Annotated in this window: 16 protein-coding genes; 3 read left to right on the plus strand and 13 right to left on the minus strand. The window is 52.4% G+C overall.

Annotated elements, in window-relative coordinates; all coding sequences use genetic code 11:
- Nucleotides 1-114: 114 nt before the first annotated feature.
- The 6 genes from artJ to EQY_RS0103245 form a co-directional block, all read right to left on the minus strand.
- On the minus strand, nt 115-846 hold the full coding sequence (gene artJ / locus EQY_RS0103220) for an arginine ABC transporter substrate-binding protein ArtJ (RefSeq protein ID WP_010347547.1): 732 nt from the start codon (nt 844-846) through the stop codon (nt 115-117).
- 293 nt (nt 847-1,139) lie between these two features.
- Complete coding sequence (gene artM / locus EQY_RS0103225) at nt 1,140-1,808, minus strand: arginine ABC transporter permease ArtM (RefSeq protein WP_000895401.1); 669 nt, start codon at nt 1,806-1,808, stop codon at nt 1,140-1,142.
- Complete coding sequence (artQ, locus tag EQY_RS0103230; protein WP_001001682.1) at nt 1,808-2,524, minus strand: arginine ABC transporter permease ArtQ; 717 nt, start codon at nt 2,522-2,524, stop codon at nt 1,808-1,810. Before artQ ends, artM begins: the two co-directional genes overlap by 1 nt.
- 6 nt (nt 2,525-2,530) lie before the next feature.
- Nucleotides 2,531-3,262 (minus strand): arginine ABC transporter substrate-binding protein ArtI, encoded by a 732-nt coding sequence (gene artI, locus EQY_RS0103235; RefSeq protein ID WP_000756564.1) that lies wholly within the window; start codon nt 3,260-3,262, stop codon nt 2,531-2,533.
- 18 nt (nt 3,263-3,280) lie between these two features.
- Nucleotides 3,281-4,009 (minus strand): arginine ABC transporter ATP-binding protein ArtP, encoded by a 729-nt coding sequence (gene artP / locus EQY_RS0103240; RefSeq protein ID WP_000027204.1) that lies wholly within the window; start codon nt 4,007-4,009, stop codon nt 3,281-3,283.
- A 217-nt stretch (nt 4,010-4,226) separates the two neighbouring features.
- Nucleotides 4,227-4,742, minus strand: coding sequence for a lipoprotein (locus EQY_RS0103245; RefSeq protein ID WP_010347551.1), 516 nt, complete (start codon nt 4,740-4,742; stop codon nt 4,227-4,229).
- A gap of 125 nt (nt 4,743-4,867) precedes the next feature.
- Here EQY_RS0103245 and EQY_RS0103250 point away from each other — a divergent pair, with 125 nt between their 5' ends.
- Together EQY_RS0103250 and amiD are read left to right on the plus strand one after the other, a co-directional pair.
- A complete protein-coding gene (locus EQY_RS0103250; protein WP_001160737.1) occupies nt 4,868-5,191 on the plus strand; it encodes a heavy metal-binding domain-containing protein in 324 nt (107 codons plus the stop codon).
- Nucleotides 5,188-6,018: an N-acetylmuramoyl-L-alanine amidase AmiD gene (amiD, locus tag EQY_RS0103255; protein WP_001258029.1), complete on the plus strand. Its 831-nt coding sequence runs from the start codon at nt 5,188-5,190 to the stop codon at nt 6,016-6,018. The genes EQY_RS0103250 and amiD overlap by 4 nt, the downstream gene beginning before the upstream one ends.
- Here amiD and EQY_RS0103260 read toward each other — a convergent pair.
- The 4 genes from EQY_RS0103260 to poxB form a co-directional block, all read right to left on the minus strand.
- Nucleotides 6,015-7,028: a 3-beta-hydroxysteroid dehydrogenase gene (locus EQY_RS0103260; RefSeq protein ID WP_024191085.1), complete on the minus strand. Its 1,014-nt coding sequence runs from the start codon at nt 7,026-7,028 to the stop codon at nt 6,015-6,017. The genes amiD and EQY_RS0103260 overlap by 4 nt on opposite strands.
- A 99-nt stretch (nt 7,029-7,127) precedes the next feature.
- Entirely contained in the window at nt 7,128-8,558 is a 1,431-nt protein-coding gene (locus tag EQY_RS0103265; protein ID WP_001136567.1) for an SDR family oxidoreductase, read from the minus strand.
- Between the two features lie 10 nt (nt 8,559-8,568).
- Nucleotides 8,569-9,570 (minus strand): low-specificity L-threonine aldolase, encoded by a 1,002-nt coding sequence (ltaE, locus tag EQY_RS0103270; RefSeq protein ID WP_000566397.1) that lies wholly within the window; start codon nt 9,568-9,570, stop codon nt 8,569-8,571.
- A 37-nt stretch (nt 9,571-9,607) separates the two neighbouring features.
- The gene (gene poxB / locus EQY_RS0103275; RefSeq protein ID WP_000815332.1) at nt 9,608-11,326 is read right to left on the minus strand and encodes a ubiquinone-dependent pyruvate dehydrogenase; all 1,719 of its coding nucleotides are present in this window, start codon (nt 11,324-11,326) and stop codon (nt 9,608-9,610) included.
- A 151-nt stretch (nt 11,327-11,477) separates the two neighbouring features.
- Between poxB and EQY_RS0103280 the strand changes: the two genes are divergently transcribed.
- Complete coding sequence (locus EQY_RS0103280) at nt 11,478-11,912, plus strand: DoxX family protein (RefSeq protein WP_000258529.1); 435 nt, start codon at nt 11,478-11,480, stop codon at nt 11,910-11,912.
- Nucleotides 11,913-11,954: 42 nt separating this feature from the next.
- Here EQY_RS0103280 and hcr read toward each other — a convergent pair whose 3' ends face one another.
- The 3 genes from hcr to lysO all read right to left on the minus strand — a co-directional run bounded on the left by hcr (nt 11,955) and on the right by lysO (nt 15,630).
- On the minus strand, nt 11,955-12,923 hold the full coding sequence (gene hcr / locus EQY_RS0103285; protein WP_000178649.1) for an NADH oxidoreductase: 969 nt from the start codon (nt 12,921-12,923) through the stop codon (nt 11,955-11,957).
- 11 nt (nt 12,924-12,934) lie between these two features.
- Entirely contained in the window at nt 12,935-14,587 is a 1,653-nt protein-coding gene (hcp, locus tag EQY_RS0103290) for a hydroxylamine reductase (protein WP_000458798.1), read from the minus strand.
- 143 nt (nt 14,588-14,730) lie between these two features.
- Complete coding sequence (lysO, locus tag EQY_RS0103295) at nt 14,731-15,630, minus strand: L-lysine exporter LysO (protein WP_000491131.1); 900 nt, start codon at nt 15,628-15,630, stop codon at nt 14,731-14,733.
- Nucleotides 15,631-15,888 lie beyond the last annotated feature (258 nt).

The raw sequence follows: 15,888 nt of genomic DNA on the forward strand, positions 1-15,888 counted from the left end.
GCGGCGTGAACGCCTTATCCGGCCTACAAATCGTGCTCAATCAATACATTGCAGAGTCGATGTTGGCCTGATAAGCGTAGCGCATCAGGCATCTTACTTTCGTCTCAGTCTCAATTACTGCGGGAACCACTGATCGCTGATTTTCTGATATGTACCGTCTGCTTTAACGGCTGCCAGTGCGTTATTCAGTTTCTCCAGCAGAGCTTTGTTATCCGGACGTACAGCGATGCCCAGACCGGTGCCGAAGTACTGCGGATCGGTTACTTTCTCAGTCGCAACGCCCAGTTGCGGATTGGTTTTCAGCCACTCATTAACTACCGCTGTATCACCAAATACCCCATCAATACGACCATTTTTCAGGTCGATAAATGCATTCTGATAACTGTCATAAGAGACGGTTTTCACTTCCGGATGCTGATCCTGAATATATTTTTGGTGGGTAGTGCCGTTTTCCATACCAATACGTTTACCTTTCAGGTCGGCAAAAGTCTTATAGGTATCTTTTTTGGCAATCACAACGGCTGAGTTTTCGTAATAGGGGGTGGTAAAGGCGACCTGTTTGCTACGTTCCGGTGTGATGTCCATCCCGGAAATCACTGCGTCATATTTTCTGAATTTCAGTGACGGGATCAGGCTGTCGAAAGCGTGATTAGTAAAAGTACATTCTGCCTGCATTTGTTTGCATAACGCCTTTGCCAGATCGATATCAAAGCCGACGATCTGGTTATTTGCATCCATCGATTCGAATGGCGGATAAGTGGCAGAGACGCCGAAATTGATTTTCTCTGCGGCAGAAGCGCCGAATGCACAGGATGCAAGTAATGCGGCAAGAACTAGCTTTTTCATGATGGAACTCCCGTCTGTCAATCTTATGATTATTAGCCGTGTCTGCGGCATGGATTTACAATGCCATCAAATGAATTTATATGCAATAAATATGATTAAATAGTTTGCGAGAGATAAAAAAAGACGGACAACTTAGTGGGTTGTCCGTCTTCATTATAAGGATTTATGCACTATGTGGGCCGGGTAAGGCGTTTACGCCGCATCCGGCACAGGCACCGTGCAGGTGTCTGATGCGACGCTGGCGCGTCTTCTCAGACCTACAAAACCCCCCGGCGAATGTGTACGCAGTCACATTAATTCCGACGTTCAAATGCCAGTGCTTTACGCTCAATCAGACGCATCATCAGCGTCAGCAGGCCGTTGACGACGAGGTAAATAATCCCCGCCGCGCCAAACACCATTACGTCGTAGGTGCGTCCGTACAGTAACTGGCTGTAGCCCATCACTTCCATTAGCGTAATGGTGTATGCCAGAGAGGTACTTTTGAACACCAGCACCACTTCGTTGGAATAAGACGAGAGCGAGCGTTTAAAGGCATACGGCAGAAGGATCGCCAGCGTATCTTTTTTGCTCATTCCCAGCGCGCTACAGGACTGCCATTGACCTTCCGGGATCGCGCGAATCGCCCCGTAAAACAGCTGCGTGGTATACGCCGCACTGTTCAGCGACAATGCAATTAGCGCACACAGCCACGGTTCCGACAGCAAATGCCACAGCGCCGGATACTCCTGCAACGTCGGGAACTGACCTGGTCCGTAGTAAATCAGGAAGATTTGCACCAGCAGCGGCGTACCGGTAAACAGCGTGATATAGCCACGCACCAGCCACACCAGCACCGGCGTTTTCAGCGTCAGGATGATGGTAAAAATCAACGCCAGAATCAGCGCCACAATCAGCGAGGCAACCGTCAGGGTCAGGCTGGTATGCAGCCCTTTCATCAGTTCGGGTAAATACTCAAGCATCAGCCAGGTCTCCGCTCAAAACGTGTCGCGCGCAGGTCAATGCGTTTGAGAATGTACTGGCTCAACAGGGTAATCACCAGGTAAATCGCCGCCGCCACAATGTACCAGGTGAACGGTTCCTGGGTACGGGTGGCGATGCTTTTGGTTTGCAGCATTAAATCATTCACACTAATCAAACTGACCAGCGCGGTATCTTTCAGCAGTACCAGCCACTGGTTGCCGAGACCAGGCAGCGCATGACGCCACATCTGCGGCATCACCAGACGGAAAAAGATAGCCGATTTCGACAGCCCCAGCGCCTGACCCGATTCCCACTGCCCCACCGGCACCGCTTTCAGTGCGCCACGCAGAGTTTGCGAAGCATAAGCGGCATACAGCAGTGACAGAGCGATAACACCGCAAAGGAACGGACTGACATCGAAGTTTTCAATCTGCATCTGCACCGGGATCTCTACAATCCCAAGATTGATGGTGAAGCCATCCGCAAGCGTCAGCAGTAACTGCGAGGAGCCAAAATAGATAAACAGCACCACCAGAATTTCTGGCAGGCCGCGTAGAATCGTCACCAGCGCCGAACCTGCCCACGCAACAGGGCGCCATTTTGCTGACTCCCATACTGCAAAGAACATCGCCAGCGCCAGTCCGACAATCAATGCACAAACGGCAAGGCCGACGGTCATCCCGGCGGCGCTTGCTAAAGGAAAAAATTCATTCATCAGGAATTACTTCTGGAACCATTTGTTGTAGATGGTTTCGTAAGTGCCATCTTTCTTCACTTTTTCCAGCGCAGTATTAAATTTCTGCTGCAGTTCAGTGTTGCCCTGACGTACTGCGATGCCGAGGCCAGTACCGAAGTAATCTTTATCGGTCACTTTGTCGCCCACTGCCGCCAGTTTCGGGTTATCTTTCAGCCATTCGGTTACTACTGCGGTGTCACCGAATACACCGTCGATACGCCCGTTTTGCAGATCCAGTTTTGCGTTCTGGTAGCTGTCATACGGAACTGTGGTGATTTCCGGATGCTTATCCATAATGAATTTTTGGTGTGTCGTCCCGTTCTGCACACCGACTTTCTTGCCTTTCAGCTGATCAACGCTGGTGTATTTACCTTGCTGACCCACAAACAGGGCGGAGTTGTCATAGTACGGAGTGGTGAACAGCACCTGTTTTTCACGCTCTGGAGTGATATCCATACCTGCCATAACGGCGTCCACACGGCGGAATTTCAGACTCGGGATCAGGCTGTCAAATGCCTGGTTGGAGAAAGTACAGGTTGCATCAATCTCTTTACACAGCGCCTGTGCGAGGTCGACGTCAAAACCGACGATCTGGTTATTCGCGTCTATAGATTCAAACGGAGGATAGGAGGCTTCGGTAGCAAAACGAATGGTTTCGGCAGCTGTGGCGGAAAGACTAAAACCTGCAATTAACGCGGCAATCAGAACTTTTTTCATTGTCGTTATCCCGAATCTTTAGTGAGAGAGATAGTTTTTAAATGCTTCGGTTTGCGGCTCGGTAAAGCAGCGCGCGTCGCCTTGTTCAACGATGTGACCGTTTTCCATATACACCACACGGCTGGCGGTTTTACGCGCCACTTCAACTTCGTGGGTGACGATCACCTGGGTAATATTGGTCTCCGCCAGCTCACGAATGATGCTGACGATTTGTGCCGTAATTTCCGGATCCAGCGCGGCGGTCGGTTCATCAAACAGCAGTACCTGCGGCTCCATCATCAGCGCACGGGCAATAGCAACACGTTGTTGCTGACCACCAGAAAGGTGCAGCGGGTAACGATCGCTATAAGGTTTGAGACGCAGACGCTCCAGCAGTTTTTCTGCACGAGCCAGCGCCTGATCTTTACTCAAGCCGAGTACGCGGCATGGCGCTTCGATCAGGTTTTGCTGTACGGTGAGATGCGGCCACAGATTGTATTGCTGAAACACCATGCCGACGTTGCGACGCAGGTCGCGAATCGCTTTGTCTGACGGTGTTTTGGTGAAATCGAAATGGTTGCCTGCAATGTTGAGCGTACCGGAGCGCGGCATCTCAAGCAGATTGAGTACACGCAGCAGCGAGCTTTTCCCCGCGCCGCTGGGGCCAAGTAACACCAGCGTTTCGCCCTGCGGGCAATCCAGCGTGATATCGAACAGCGCCTGATGTGCGCCGTAGAAGCAATTAATGCCGTTTAATTGAATACTCATTGACACTCGTATACTGGCAGTCTGATAGCTATTGAGGTCGAAGATAGTACCTTTGACAGAATAATTATGCAATATTTCTGCTTTAAAAGTTAAAAGCAAAGCGCATTATTCAATAAACATAGCACAAAATAACGGGGGCGTTGTTCGGCGAGCATAAATGTCGGCATTCCTCTCAGAATGCCGGACAATTTATGGGTGTTATAATCTAATCAAGGGATTAACGATTCTCAATGGACTGGCGTAATGTCCCCGCTTTGGCGTGAACGCTGCCACCTAAATAGCGCACATCGTCGATGACCCAACACTGGCCTTCCTGAATCATCAGCACCTCATCCTGCCAGCTCTGGTCGCCTTGTTTCAGATCCACGCGCAGCGGAATATTACGTGCATCGCGATTCGGGATGGTAGAAGCACTGGCGACGCGGGCGCTGTCTGGCAAGGTGGTACGACTGGAGAAGGGATCGCTGCTTAACAATTCGCGTTGGTTGTTATCGCGGCTGGCATCACTGAGCAGTGCCGCCAGTTTGTCACTCAAGTACGGACGCAGAGCGGTAATGTCGTTACTGCGATGCTGAATACGGTAGTCATAGAATTGCTGAGCCACGCTGTCAGGGCCGCCCTGGACGCAAGAACCTGTGCGGGAGCCGTTGTCTTTATAGGCTGGCGTGACGGTGGTGCAAGCACTGAGTAACAGTGCGCAAGGGATAAGCATGGTCAATTTGCTGTAGCGCATAATGATTTCCTTATAAGCGAACACCTTGAAAGCGTTCTACGATAATAATGATATCCTTTCAATAATAGCGTATCAGTCCGATAATGCTTTTGAGATCGAAGGCTTAGCAAACAAGGAGATCGATCATGCAATTTTCCACAACCCCAACACTTGAAGGTCAGACCATCGTTGAATATTGCGGTGTGGTGACGGGCGAAGCGATTTTAGGCGCCAATATTTTTCGTGATTTCTTTGCCGGTATCCGCGATATCGTCGGCGGTCGTTCAGGGGCTTACGAAAAGGAACTGCGCAAAGCCCGGGAGATTGCGTTTGAAGAATTAGGCTCCCAGGCACGGGCGCTGGGAGCGGACGCAGTGGTTGGCATTGATATCGACTACGAAACTGTCGGGCAAAACGGCAGTATGCTGATGGTCAGCGTCAGTGGAACGGCGGTGAAAACACGTCGATGAGAAGCGTTTTCTGGCTGGTTGCGGCGATCCTGTTACTGGCAGGGTGTGCAGGCGAAAAAGGCATTGTCGAGAAAGAGGGATACCAACTCGATACCCGACGCCAGGCGCAGGCGGCGTATCCGCGCATTAAAGTGCTGGTGATCCACTACACGGCGGATGATTTCGACACGTCGCTGGCGACGCTGACCGATAAAAAAGTCAGCTCGCACTACCTGGTGCCAGCCGTGCCGCCGCGTTTCAACGGCAAACCGCGTATCTGGCAACTGGTGCCGGAACAAGAACTGGCCTGGCACGCGGGGATTAGCGCCTGGCGCGGGGCGACGCGGATTAACGATACCTCTATTGGCATTGAGCTGGAAAATCGCGGCTGGCAGAAATCAGCGGGGATGAAATATTTTACGCCGTTTGAACCAGCGCAAATTCAGGCGCTCATTCCACTGGCGAAAGATATTATCGCCCGCTATCACATCAAACCAGAAAACGTAGTGGCACATGCGGATATTGCCCCACAGCGCAAAGACGATCCTGGTCCACTGTTCCCGTGGCAGCAACTGGCGCAGCAGGGGATTGGTGCCTGGCCGGATGCATCGCGCGTTAGCTTTTATCTGGCCGGGCGCGCGCCCCACACGCCGGTAGAAACCGCATCGTTGCTGGAACTTTTGGCACGCTACGGCTATGACGTAAAACCTGAAATGACGCCGCGCGAACAGCAGCGAGTGATTATGGCGTTTCAGATGCATTTCCGCCCGACGTTATATAACGGCGAAGCGGATGCAGAAACTCAGGCGATTGTCGAAGCGTTGCTGGAGAAATACGGTCAGGATTAGCGCGGCAGTTTTCCGTGGTCGCGCAGCCAGGCGGCAGTTTGCTCAATACCTTCATTTAGCGTGATGATCGGCTGATAACCTAACTCTTCCTGCGCACGCGTAATATCCAGCGTAAAGTCAAAATTCAACTTGGAGACGCCGTAATGGGTCAGCGGCGGCTCTTTTGCTGACTTGCGTCCTAGACGCTCCATACTGCGGGCAATCATATCCAGCATTGGGTAGGGGACGGAACGAATACGACAGTCAATATTCAACTCGTCGATCAGTTTCTGCACGATGCTGCGCAGAGTGCGATGTTCGCCGTTGGTAATGTTGTACGTACGACCAGAAGGCAACTTATCGCACGCTTCCTGACTCGCCAGCCACATAGCGTGCACGGCATTTTCATAGTAGGTCATATCGACCAGCGCGCTGCCGCCGTGGGGTAACAGGATGCTGCCGTAGTGGTGCATCATATGCGCCAGACGGGGAATAAAAACTTTATCGTGCGGGCCGAACAGACTTTGTGGGCGCAGAATAGTAAAGCGCGTCTGTGGGTTGGTCTGCGAAAGCATATTGATCACCTCTTCGCTGGCGGCTTTGCTGCGGGCAAATTCGTTGGCGAAGCGGTGAGGGCGAAAATCTTCTTTGATATCGCGATGGTGGTGATAATCGAAGTACAGGGAGGGTGAAGAGATATGAATAAAGTTACGTACACCCCAGGCGACAGCCCATTCGCCCAGGCGGCGAGTGGCACGAACGTTTGCCAGATCGAAAGCCTGCTGCGTTCCCCACGGCGAGGTAAAGCTGGAACAGTGCCACAGTGTATCAATGCCCGCGAGCATCACCTTCGCCTGCGATGAGACCAGCTCAGTCAGATCCGCATGGACAAACTCTGCACCTATTTTTTCCAGCAATTTGCCCATCGCTTCGTTGCGACCGGTTGCTCTCACACTGATGCCTTTCCGGCATAAAAACTCAACCGCGTTTCGACCTAAACCGCTGGTGGCGCCGGTAACCAGTACCTTCATATCATTCCACTGTTGTTGATAAAACGACGAGCGCATTCTTCCGTGATTTCCTCCTTGATGCAATGGGAAACGTGAAAGAATAACGCAGGTTTTTTTCGATTAATCTGTGCTTTGTTCTGCAAGTCTGGCGATTCGTTTTGCCATGCCGCGAAAAATAAACAGATGCGCTGGGATCATCAGTAGCCAGTAAAACAACCCTGGCATACCGTGAGGATGCCAGAAGGCGCGTACATCAATAGTGCGATAGTCGCCTTTATCTTCCAGAGTAAAACACAGTCTTCCCAGCCCCGGCGCTTTCATGCCAAATAACAGGGTAAGTTGTTTTTCCGGTTCGACGATAATCACTTTCCAGCTATCCACCGCATCGCCTGTTTGCAGATATTCCCGTGCGGGGCGACCTTTCGCCAGTTTGTGACCTATCGCGCGATCCATTAGCGCCCGGGTCTGCCACAAAATATTGCCAAAGAAATAACGCTCTTTACCGCCGATTTGATTCACCACCTGCCATAAAGCCTGAAGGCTGGCGGAAGTTTTAACGGTAAACCCCGCCTGTTTGGCGAAATAACCGTATTCTGGTCGCCAGCGGGCAAAAGCCTGAGCGTCGTATCCCCAGTCGCTGGAGTTAACCAGTTTTTCTTCCTCTTTCAACGTGCTACGTACCGCATCATCGAAAGCGATCAGCGGTTGTGGAATGAGTGCACGTAACGCGGTGTCATCTGCTAACAGATCGTGTTTCAGCCCCTGAATCAACGCTTTGGCGGTGGTGGGCGGTACGGAAGTAATCACATTGAGAAACCATACCGAAATCCAGCGGGTGGGAAAGGGGATGGGGATCAACCAGCGGCGCTTACCGCTTGCGGTCATAAAATGTTCAAATTGTTGTTGATAACTGAGCACCTCTGGTCCGGCAGCTTCGAAGATGCGGTGTTCGCTGGCCGGATGATCTAACAGCGCCACCAGATAGTGCAGCAGGTTTTCCAGCGCGATGGGTGTGGTGCGTGAACGAACCCAGCGCGGCGGGGTTAGCACCGGCAGGTTGTATACCATATCGCGCATGACTTCGAACGCCGCTGAACCTGCGCCAACGATAATTCCGGCACGCAATTCGGTCACCGGGACACCCGCTTCACGAAGAATGTCCGCCGTAGCCTGACGGGCGCGCAGATGGTCTGACTGCTCATGTGGCGGGGCTTGCAGTGAACTGAGGAAGATTAATTGCTTAACCGGCACTTTGCGCAGCGCATCGCGGACGTTGAGAGCCACCTGGCGCTCCTGCGCGATAAAATCGCCGCCTTCGCCCATGCTGTGCACCAGAAAATAGACGGTATCGATATCCTGCAATAGTGCCGGTAGGTTATCCGGCCAGCTAAGATCGACTTTATGGCAACTGACATTAGCCAGTTGCAGCTTCGAAAGTCTGTCGACGTGACGTGCCGCCGCCAGGATCTGATGCCCCTGCTGGCTGAGTGTGCGTACCAGATGCTGACCAATGTAGCCACTGGCACCGAGAACTAAAATGCGTTGCGGCACGTCTCTCTCCTTAACGCGTCAGGAAAGCGCGCCAGTGGGCGGTGACTTCCGCCAGTTGTTCGCGCGAGACGTCAAGATGCGTCACCAGGCGGACAATCGGCGAGGCGTTGATCAGTACGTTTCGCGCTTTCATGTATTCACCTAACGCGGCAGCTTTTTCTTCCCCGACGCGGACAAACAGCATATTAGTGTCCTGACGCATCACATCCGCGCCTGCTTCACGCAACTGCTCCGCCATCCAGGCGGCGTTGTCGTGGTCTTCCTGCAACCGTGCAACGTTGTTTTTCAGCGCATACATCCCGGCGGCAGCCAGAATGCCGGACTGGCGCATCCCGCCGCCGGTCATTTTCCGCCAGCGGATGGCGCGTTTAATATAATCACGATTGCCGACCAGTAACGAACCGACTGGCGTACCAAGACCTTTCGACAGGCAAATGGTGAACGAATCACAATATTGCGTGATCTCTTTCAGTTCGCAGCCGTAAGCTACTACGGCATTAAAGATGCGCGCGCCGTCAACGTGTAGCGCCAGATTACGCTCGCGGGTAAATTCCCATGCCTGTTTCAGGTATTCACGCGGCAGCACTTTGCCGTTGTGGGTGTTTTCCAGACTGAGTAATTTGGTGCGGGCGAAGTGAATATCGTCGGGTTTGATTTTCATCGCCACTTTATCCAGCGGTAGCGTGCCGTCGGCAGCAGCGTCGATGGGTTGCGGCTGAATACTGCCCAGCACCGCAGCGCCACCGGCTTCAAACAGATAATTATGCGCGGCCTGACCGACAATATACTCTTCGCCACGTTCGCAGTGACTGAGCAGAGCGACCAGGTTAGCCTGGGTGCCGGTCGGCAGAAAGATGGCGGCTTCTTTACCGGAAAGCTCTGCGGCGTAGTCCTGCAAAGCATTAACGGTAGGGTCGTCTCCGTAAACGTCGTCCCCTACCGGGGCGGCCATCATCGCTTCGAGCATGGCGCGGCTCGGTCGGGTTACGGTATCACTGCGTAAATCAATCATGGCATGTCCTTATTTATGACGGGAAATGCCACCCTTTTTACCTTAGCCAGTTTGTTTTCGCCAGTTCGATCACTTCATCACCGCGTCCGCTGATGATCGCCCGCAGCATATACAGGCTAAATCCTTTGGCCTGCTCGAGTTTGATTTGCGGCGGAATGGCTAACTCTTCTTTGGCAACCACCACATCCACCAGCACCGGGCCGTCGATGGAGAAGGCGCGTTGCAGTGCTTCATCGACTTCAGACGCTTTTTCTACGCGAATACCCGTAATGCCGCACGCTTCGGCAATGCGGGCAAAGTTGGTGTCGTGCAGTTCGGTGCCGTCTGTCAGGTAGCCTCCGGCTTTCATCTCCATCGCCACAAAGCCCAGCACGCTGTTGTTAAAGACGATAATTTTCACCGGCAGTTTCATCTGCACTACTGACAGGAAATCGCCCATCAACATGCTAAAACCGCCATCGCCGCACATGGCGACCACCTGACGTTCCGGCTCCGTCGCCTGAGCACCCAGCGCCTGTGGCATGGCATTAGCCATTGAACCGTGGTTAAACGAACCTAACAGGCGACGCTTGCCGTTCATTTTCAGATAACGCGCAGCCCATACTGTTGGCGTACCTACGTCACAGGTAAAGATGGCGTCATCGGCGGCAAAATGACTGATTTGCTGGGCCAGATATTGCGGGTGAATGGCTTTCTCGCTCGGTTTAGCTAAATCGTCCAGCCCTTTTCGGGCATCGCGGTAATCTTCCAGCGCCTTATCGAGGAACTTGCGATCGGTTTTTTCTTCCACCAGCGGCAGCAATGCACGCAGAGTCGATTTGATATCGCCGACCAGTGCCATATCCACCTTGCTGTGTGCGCCAATGCTCGCTGGGTTGATATCAATCTGAATAATTTTGGCATCGGTCGGGTAGAACGCGCGGTAGGGGAACTGGGTGCCGAGCAGCACTAACGTGTCGGCGTTCATCATGGTATGAAAACCTGACGAGAAGCCGATTAATCCCGTCATTCCGACATCATTCGGATTGTCGTATTCGACATGTTCTTTACCGCGCAGGGCATGAACGATTGGTGCTTTAATTTTCCCGGCAAACTCGACTAACTCTTTATGCGCTCCCGCACAGCCGCTGCCGCACATCAGGGCGATATTGCTGGAGTAACGCAGCAGTTGCGCCAGTTTGCGTAACTCTTCTTCTTCCGGTGTAACTACCGGCTGTGGCGCATGATACCAGTGCGAGGTCGCCCCTTCTGGCGCAGGTTTTAACGCCACGTCGCCCGGTAAAACGACAACGGAAACGCCACGGTTAAGCACCGCTTTGCGCATGGCAATCGCCAGCACTTGTGGGATCTGCTCCGGGCTGGAAACCAGCTCGCAATAGTGACTACATTCGCGGAATAACTCTTGCGGGTGGGTCTCCTGGAAATAGCCGCTGCCAATTTCGCTGGAAGGGATGTGGGCGGCAATCGCCAGTACCGGAACGTGATTACGATGACAATCGAACAGGCCGTTGATTAAGTGCAGGTTGCCGGGGCCGCACGATCCGGCACAGACCGCCAGTTCTCCCGAAAGCTGGGCTTCAGCGCCAGCGGCAAAGGCCGCGACTTCTTCATGGCGAGTAGGCATCCACTCGATAGTGCCCATGCGATTAAGACTGTCGCTAAGACCGTTCAGAGAGTCACCCGTGACTCCCCAGATGCGTTTCACGCCTGCCGATTCGAGTGTTTTGGCGATATAAGCTGCAACCGTTTGTTTCATGGTTCTCCGTCTCCTGAATGTGATAACGGTAACAAGTTTAGTAGATGCTGCCTGTTGCGCTGGCTGAATACTGATATTTCTGTTGCTTTTAATCCGGGAATCGCCAAGGCTGATGCGAATGGCATTTTTACGATAAAATGAGTTAATTCAGATGGTTACACCAATGTTAAATGCAGTGAACCGGATGCTGACGCATGAGGATTTTGGCAAATTATTGTTACGCCTGGCGGTGGGAGGATTGATGCTTTTCCACGGGATACATAAGTTATTTGCCGGAATTGACGGTATTAGTGGAATGCTGGTTGCAAAAGGTTTTCCTGGCTTTATTGCCTACGGCGTACTGATTGGGGAAGTGGTTGCGCCGATATTGATTATATTCGGTATTTTGACGCGACCTGCCGCATTGGTTATCGCCCTGACAATGGTCGTGGCGTGGTTGATGGTGGGAATGGGAAAAACAGGGATGCTGGATAAAACCGGAGCCTGGGCGATTGAAAGCCTGGTTTATTTCTTTATTGCAGCTCTCGCCGTCGCTTTTCTTGGTGCCGGACGTTATGCCGTGGCGGGTAATTCTGCCTGGCGATAATTCCTTAAAAAATGCCCGGCTAAGTTTGCCGGGCATTAAACTTTAGGCGAGCACCATATCCCCCTGCGGATGACATGAACACGCCAGTACGTAACCTTCAGCGATTTCGGCGTCGGTCAGCGTCATGGTGCTGCTCACCGTATATTCACCGGAAACCACTTTTGTCTTACAGCAGCCGCAAACACCCGCACGGCAGGCGGCGACAACCGGAACTTTGTTGCTTTCCAGCGCCTCCAGCAGCGTGGTGCCAACCGGTGCGTAAAATTCTTGCGCCGGTTGCAGTTTGGTGAATTTCAGACCGCTGGTCGCCGCTTCCGCCACTGGCGTAAAGAATTTCTCTTTAAAGAAACGTGTCACGCCAAGCGTCTTCACTTCCTGTTCCACCCAATCCATATACGGCGCCGGGCCACAGGTCATCACAGTACGCGAAGCCAGGTCAGGAACGCTTGCCAACAGTTCACGAGTGAGACGCCCAGCGATAAAGCCCTCACTGACGTTATTTTCTGCCACCAGCGTCACCGGATAATTACGCCACTCATCGGCGAAAATGACGTCCTGCGGCGTACGCACGTTGTAGATCACCTGTACATCTGCCTGCGGACGATTTTTTGCCAGCCAGCGACGCATCGACATAATCGGCGTGACGCCGCAGCCGGCCGCCAGTAACAGGAATTTATCTTCAGATTTATCGTCGCAGGTAAATTCCCCCATCGCGTCCGAAAGCCAGAGATAGTCACCGCGTTTCACTTCGCGGGTCAGCCACTGGGAACCGACACCGTCATCAATCCGCCGCACGGTCAGGGTGATGTATTCACTCACACCAGGTGTGGAAGAGATGGTATAAGCACGCAGCGTTTCTGCTGAGTTTCGCACGCTGACCAGCGCATATTGCCCGGCGCGATACGGATAGTAATCGTGGCAAATCAGGGAAATCGTCCACACATCCGGCGTTTCTTGCTTAATGTGATGAACCTGCATCCGCCACGGGCATTGATTCGTTGGCATCGTCATCGACAAACTCCTTACGCGCTCAACAGTTGCTTCATGTCTTCTTCAACAGTGGTGATAGAACGCAGGCCGAATTTCTCATTCAGCACCGCCAGCAGGTCTGGGGTCAGGAAGCCAGGTGCAGTCGGGCCGGTGACGATATTTTTCACGCCCAGAGAAAGCAGTGTCAGCAGAATGACAATCGCTTTCTGTTCAAACCAGGAGAGCACCAGCGACAACGGCAGATCGTTGACACCGCATCCCAGTTTTTCTGCCAGCGTTACCGCCAGAATAATCGCCGAGTATGCATCGTTACACTGACCGGCATCCACCAGACGCGGCAGACCTTCGATATCGCCAAACTCAAGTTTGTTAAAGCGATATTTACCACAGGCGAGGGTCAGGATCAGGCAGTCATCCGGCACGCTGGTGGCGAAATCGGTGAAGTAGTGACGTTCGCCGCGTGCGCCGTCACAGCCGCCAAGCAGGAAGATATGACGCAGTTTTTCGCGGCTGACCAGATCAATCAGCGTATCCGCCGCGCCAAGCAGCGTCTGACGACCAAAGCCCACAGTGATCAGGTGCGGAATTTCGCTGTACGGGAAGCCCGCCATTTGTTGCGCCTGGGCGATAACCGCAGAGAAATCTTCGCCATCCAGATGACGCACGCCCGGCCAGCCAACAATACTGCGGGTCCAGATACGATCGTCATAAGCACCCACGGTTGGGTCGATGATGCAGTTAGAGGTCATCACGATGGGACCAGGGAAGCGAGCGAACTCAACTTGTTGATTCTGCCAGCCGCTGCCGTAGTTACCGACCAGATGTTTGAATTTACGCAGTTCCGGATAGCCATGCGCTGGCAGCATTTCGCCGTGGGTGTAGACGTTAACGCCCGTGCCTTCGGTCTGTTCCAGCAGGTTGTAGAGATCTTTGAGATCGTGACCGGAAATCAGGATGCATTTACCCGCCGTCGCTTTCACGTTGACCTGAGTTGGTGTCGGGTGACCATATTTACCGGTTTCGCCTGCATCCAGAATGCTCATCACTTTGAAGTTCATCTGACCGATTTCCATTGAACATTCGAGAAGTGCGTTCATATCGGAAGGCCAGGTTCCCAGCCATGCCATGATTTTATGGTACTGGGCGTAAATATCGTTGTCGTATTGACCGAGAACGTGTGCGTGTTCCATATAGGCCGCCGCACCTTTCAGGCCATACAGGCAGAGCAGACGCAGGCCGAGAATGTTTTCGCCAATCGCCGCTTTATCTTTGTTCGGAGTAAATTCTGCTGCCTGACGTTGCAGTTCGCCGAGATCGTCGCTCGCCAGTTGTAAGTCCGCCATCGGATTATCGACGTGGGCGTTGGCATCTACAGCCAGGCATTGTGCTTTCAGCGCCTCGCGCAGGGCAATCGCTTCACGAGCGTAGCCGACAATACGCGGAGAATCGAAGTTAACGTTGGTCAGGGTTGAGAAAAATGCGCGTGGCGCAAAGCTGTCTACATCGTGGTTGATGATGCCGTATTCACGCGCTTTTACCGCCCAGGCCGAAAGCCCTTGCAGCGCCGCGATGAGTAAATCCTGAAGGTCAGAGGTTTCCGCCGTTTTACCACACATCCCCTGCGCGTATGAGCAGCCGTTTCCTGCCGGAGTACGGATAGTTTGTTCACATTGCACACAAAACATGATCACACCTTTTAAAGTTATATTTAATATACATGTTTAAGGTTAAGACGCTTAACGCGGGGATAAAAGGGATTTTTCATGCAACTTTAAGGGAGATTGATTTAGCGCAATTTTGGCGGCAGAGATCTACCGCCAGAGAGGTATTACGCGGAGAAAAAGGCGATGAGGATCGGCACTAACAGGCTAAGAATAAAACCGTGAACAATTGCCGCCGGGACCATATCCAGCCCGCCAGTACGTTGAAGAACGGGCAGGGTGAAATCCATCGACGTCGCACCGCATAAGCCCAGTGCGGTAGAGCGGCTGCGGCGAATCAGCCCAGGGATCAACATAATAGCAATCAGCTCACGGGCCAGATCATTAAAAAACGCCGCGCTCCCGATTACCGGCCCAAAAGATTCGGTCAACAAAATACCGGAAAGAGAATACCAGCCGAAACCGGAGGCCATTGCCAGCGCGGTATTGATGGGGAGATCAAGAATAAAGGCGTTAATTAAGCCACCAATTAAAGAACTGGCAACCACCACCACAGCGACAATCATTCCCCGGCGATTAAGGACAATCTGCTTTAAGGTCATGCCATTATTGCGTAGCTGAATACCGACGAGAAAAAGTAACAGAATTAAGGTGTATTCGCTGGCTTCAGTGGCGTGTTGTAAGAAACCTAATCCGCTAAGGCCAATGGCAAAACCAATTACGACTACGCCGCACAGTTTTAGCGACTCCAGCGCCATCGCAATACGTGACGGAAGTTTTTCTTGCTGATGGTGATTACGCCACGGCAAACCGCGCTCCAGCCACATAAGGGCGGCAGTATTACACAGTAAAATAACGGTAATACTGACGGCAGAATAATGCAGAATCGCCAACAGGTTACTGGCGAGGTTATCGAGAAACGCCAGACTGATACCCATAAAAAAGAGAATAAGGTAAACCATCCAGCTTAATAGCTGATTAATAACTTTTAATGCAGCTTTTTGGCGAAGCGGAATGAGGTAACCCACAATCAGGGGAACCAGAATGATTAACAGCCCAGAAAACATGAAAACCCAGTCCTTGCAAAGAAAGAAGTCGAAATGCGCGATGACACACTACTGAAAGCGGAAGGACGAGTAAAGTTGCAATTAAAAGGAAATGTTATGCACAAGAAGGGGACTGCGTTGAGCTTAAAGATCTCGTCATTCTATTTGAGAGCTTAACATTGTTGCACTCCTTTCATGTGCAATGCCATATAAAGCCACTGGTGCAAGGAGCGCGCAGGGGGCGGCCAGTCGCCGCCGCCCCCTGCACCCCCGGGCTCT

Origin of the sequence: Escherichia sp. TW14182, from assembly GCF_000208525.1 — a bacterium.
Taxonomy (GTDB): Bacteria; Pseudomonadota; Gammaproteobacteria; order Enterobacterales; family Enterobacteriaceae; genus Escherichia; species Escherichia ruysiae.

Bases quoted from the DNA above. Each gene is read 5' to 3' on its own strand.
- hcp (WP_000458798.1), bottom strand. From the start codon at position 14,587: ATGTTTTGTGTGCAATGTGAACAAACTATCCGTACTCCGGCAGGAAAC.
- EQY_RS0103250 (WP_001160737.1), top strand. From the start codon at position 4,868: ATGCAATTTTCCACAACCCCAACACTTGAAGGTCAGACCATCGTTGAA.
- ltaE (WP_000566397.1), bottom strand. From the start codon at position 9,570: ATGATTGATTTACGCAGTGATACCGTAACCCGACCGAGCCGCGCCATG.
- hcr (WP_000178649.1), bottom strand. From the start codon at position 12,923: ATGACGATGCCAACGAATCAATGCCCGTGGCGGATGCAGGTTCATCAC.
- artP (WP_000027204.1), bottom strand. From the start codon at position 4,009: ATGAGTATTCAATTAAACGGCATTAATTGCTTCTACGGCGCACATCAG.
- EQY_RS0103280 (WP_000258529.1), top strand. From the start codon at position 11,478: ATGGTTACACCAATGTTAAATGCAGTGAACCGGATGCTGACGCATGAG.
- lysO (WP_000491131.1), bottom strand. From the start codon at position 15,630: ATGTTTTCTGGGCTGTTAATCATTCTGGTTCCCCTGATTGTGGGTTAC.
- amiD (WP_001258029.1), top strand. From the start codon at position 5,188: ATGAGAAGCGTTTTCTGGCTGGTTGCGGCGATCCTGTTACTGGCAGGG.
- poxB (WP_000815332.1), bottom strand. From the start codon at position 11,326: ATGAAACAAACGGTTGCAGCTTATATCGCCAAAACACTCGAATCGGCA.
- EQY_RS0103245 (WP_010347551.1), bottom strand. From the start codon at position 4,742: ATGCGCTACAGCAAATTGACCATGCTTATCCCTTGCGCACTGTTACTC.
- artQ (WP_001001682.1), bottom strand. From the start codon at position 2,524: ATGAATGAATTTTTTCCTTTAGCAAGCGCCGCCGGGATGACCGTCGGC.
- artJ (WP_010347547.1), bottom strand. From the start codon at position 846: ATGAAAAAGCTAGTTCTTGCCGCATTACTTGCATCCTGTGCATTCGGC.
- artM (WP_000895401.1), bottom strand. From the start codon at position 1,808: ATGCTTGAGTATTTACCCGAACTGATGAAAGGGCTGCATACCAGCCTG.
- artI (WP_000756564.1), bottom strand. From the start codon at position 3,262: ATGAAAAAAGTTCTGATTGCCGCGTTAATTGCAGGTTTTAGTCTTTCC.
- EQY_RS0103260 (WP_024191085.1), bottom strand. From the start codon at position 7,028: ATGAAGGTACTGGTTACCGGCGCCACCAGCGGTTTAGGTCGAAACGCG.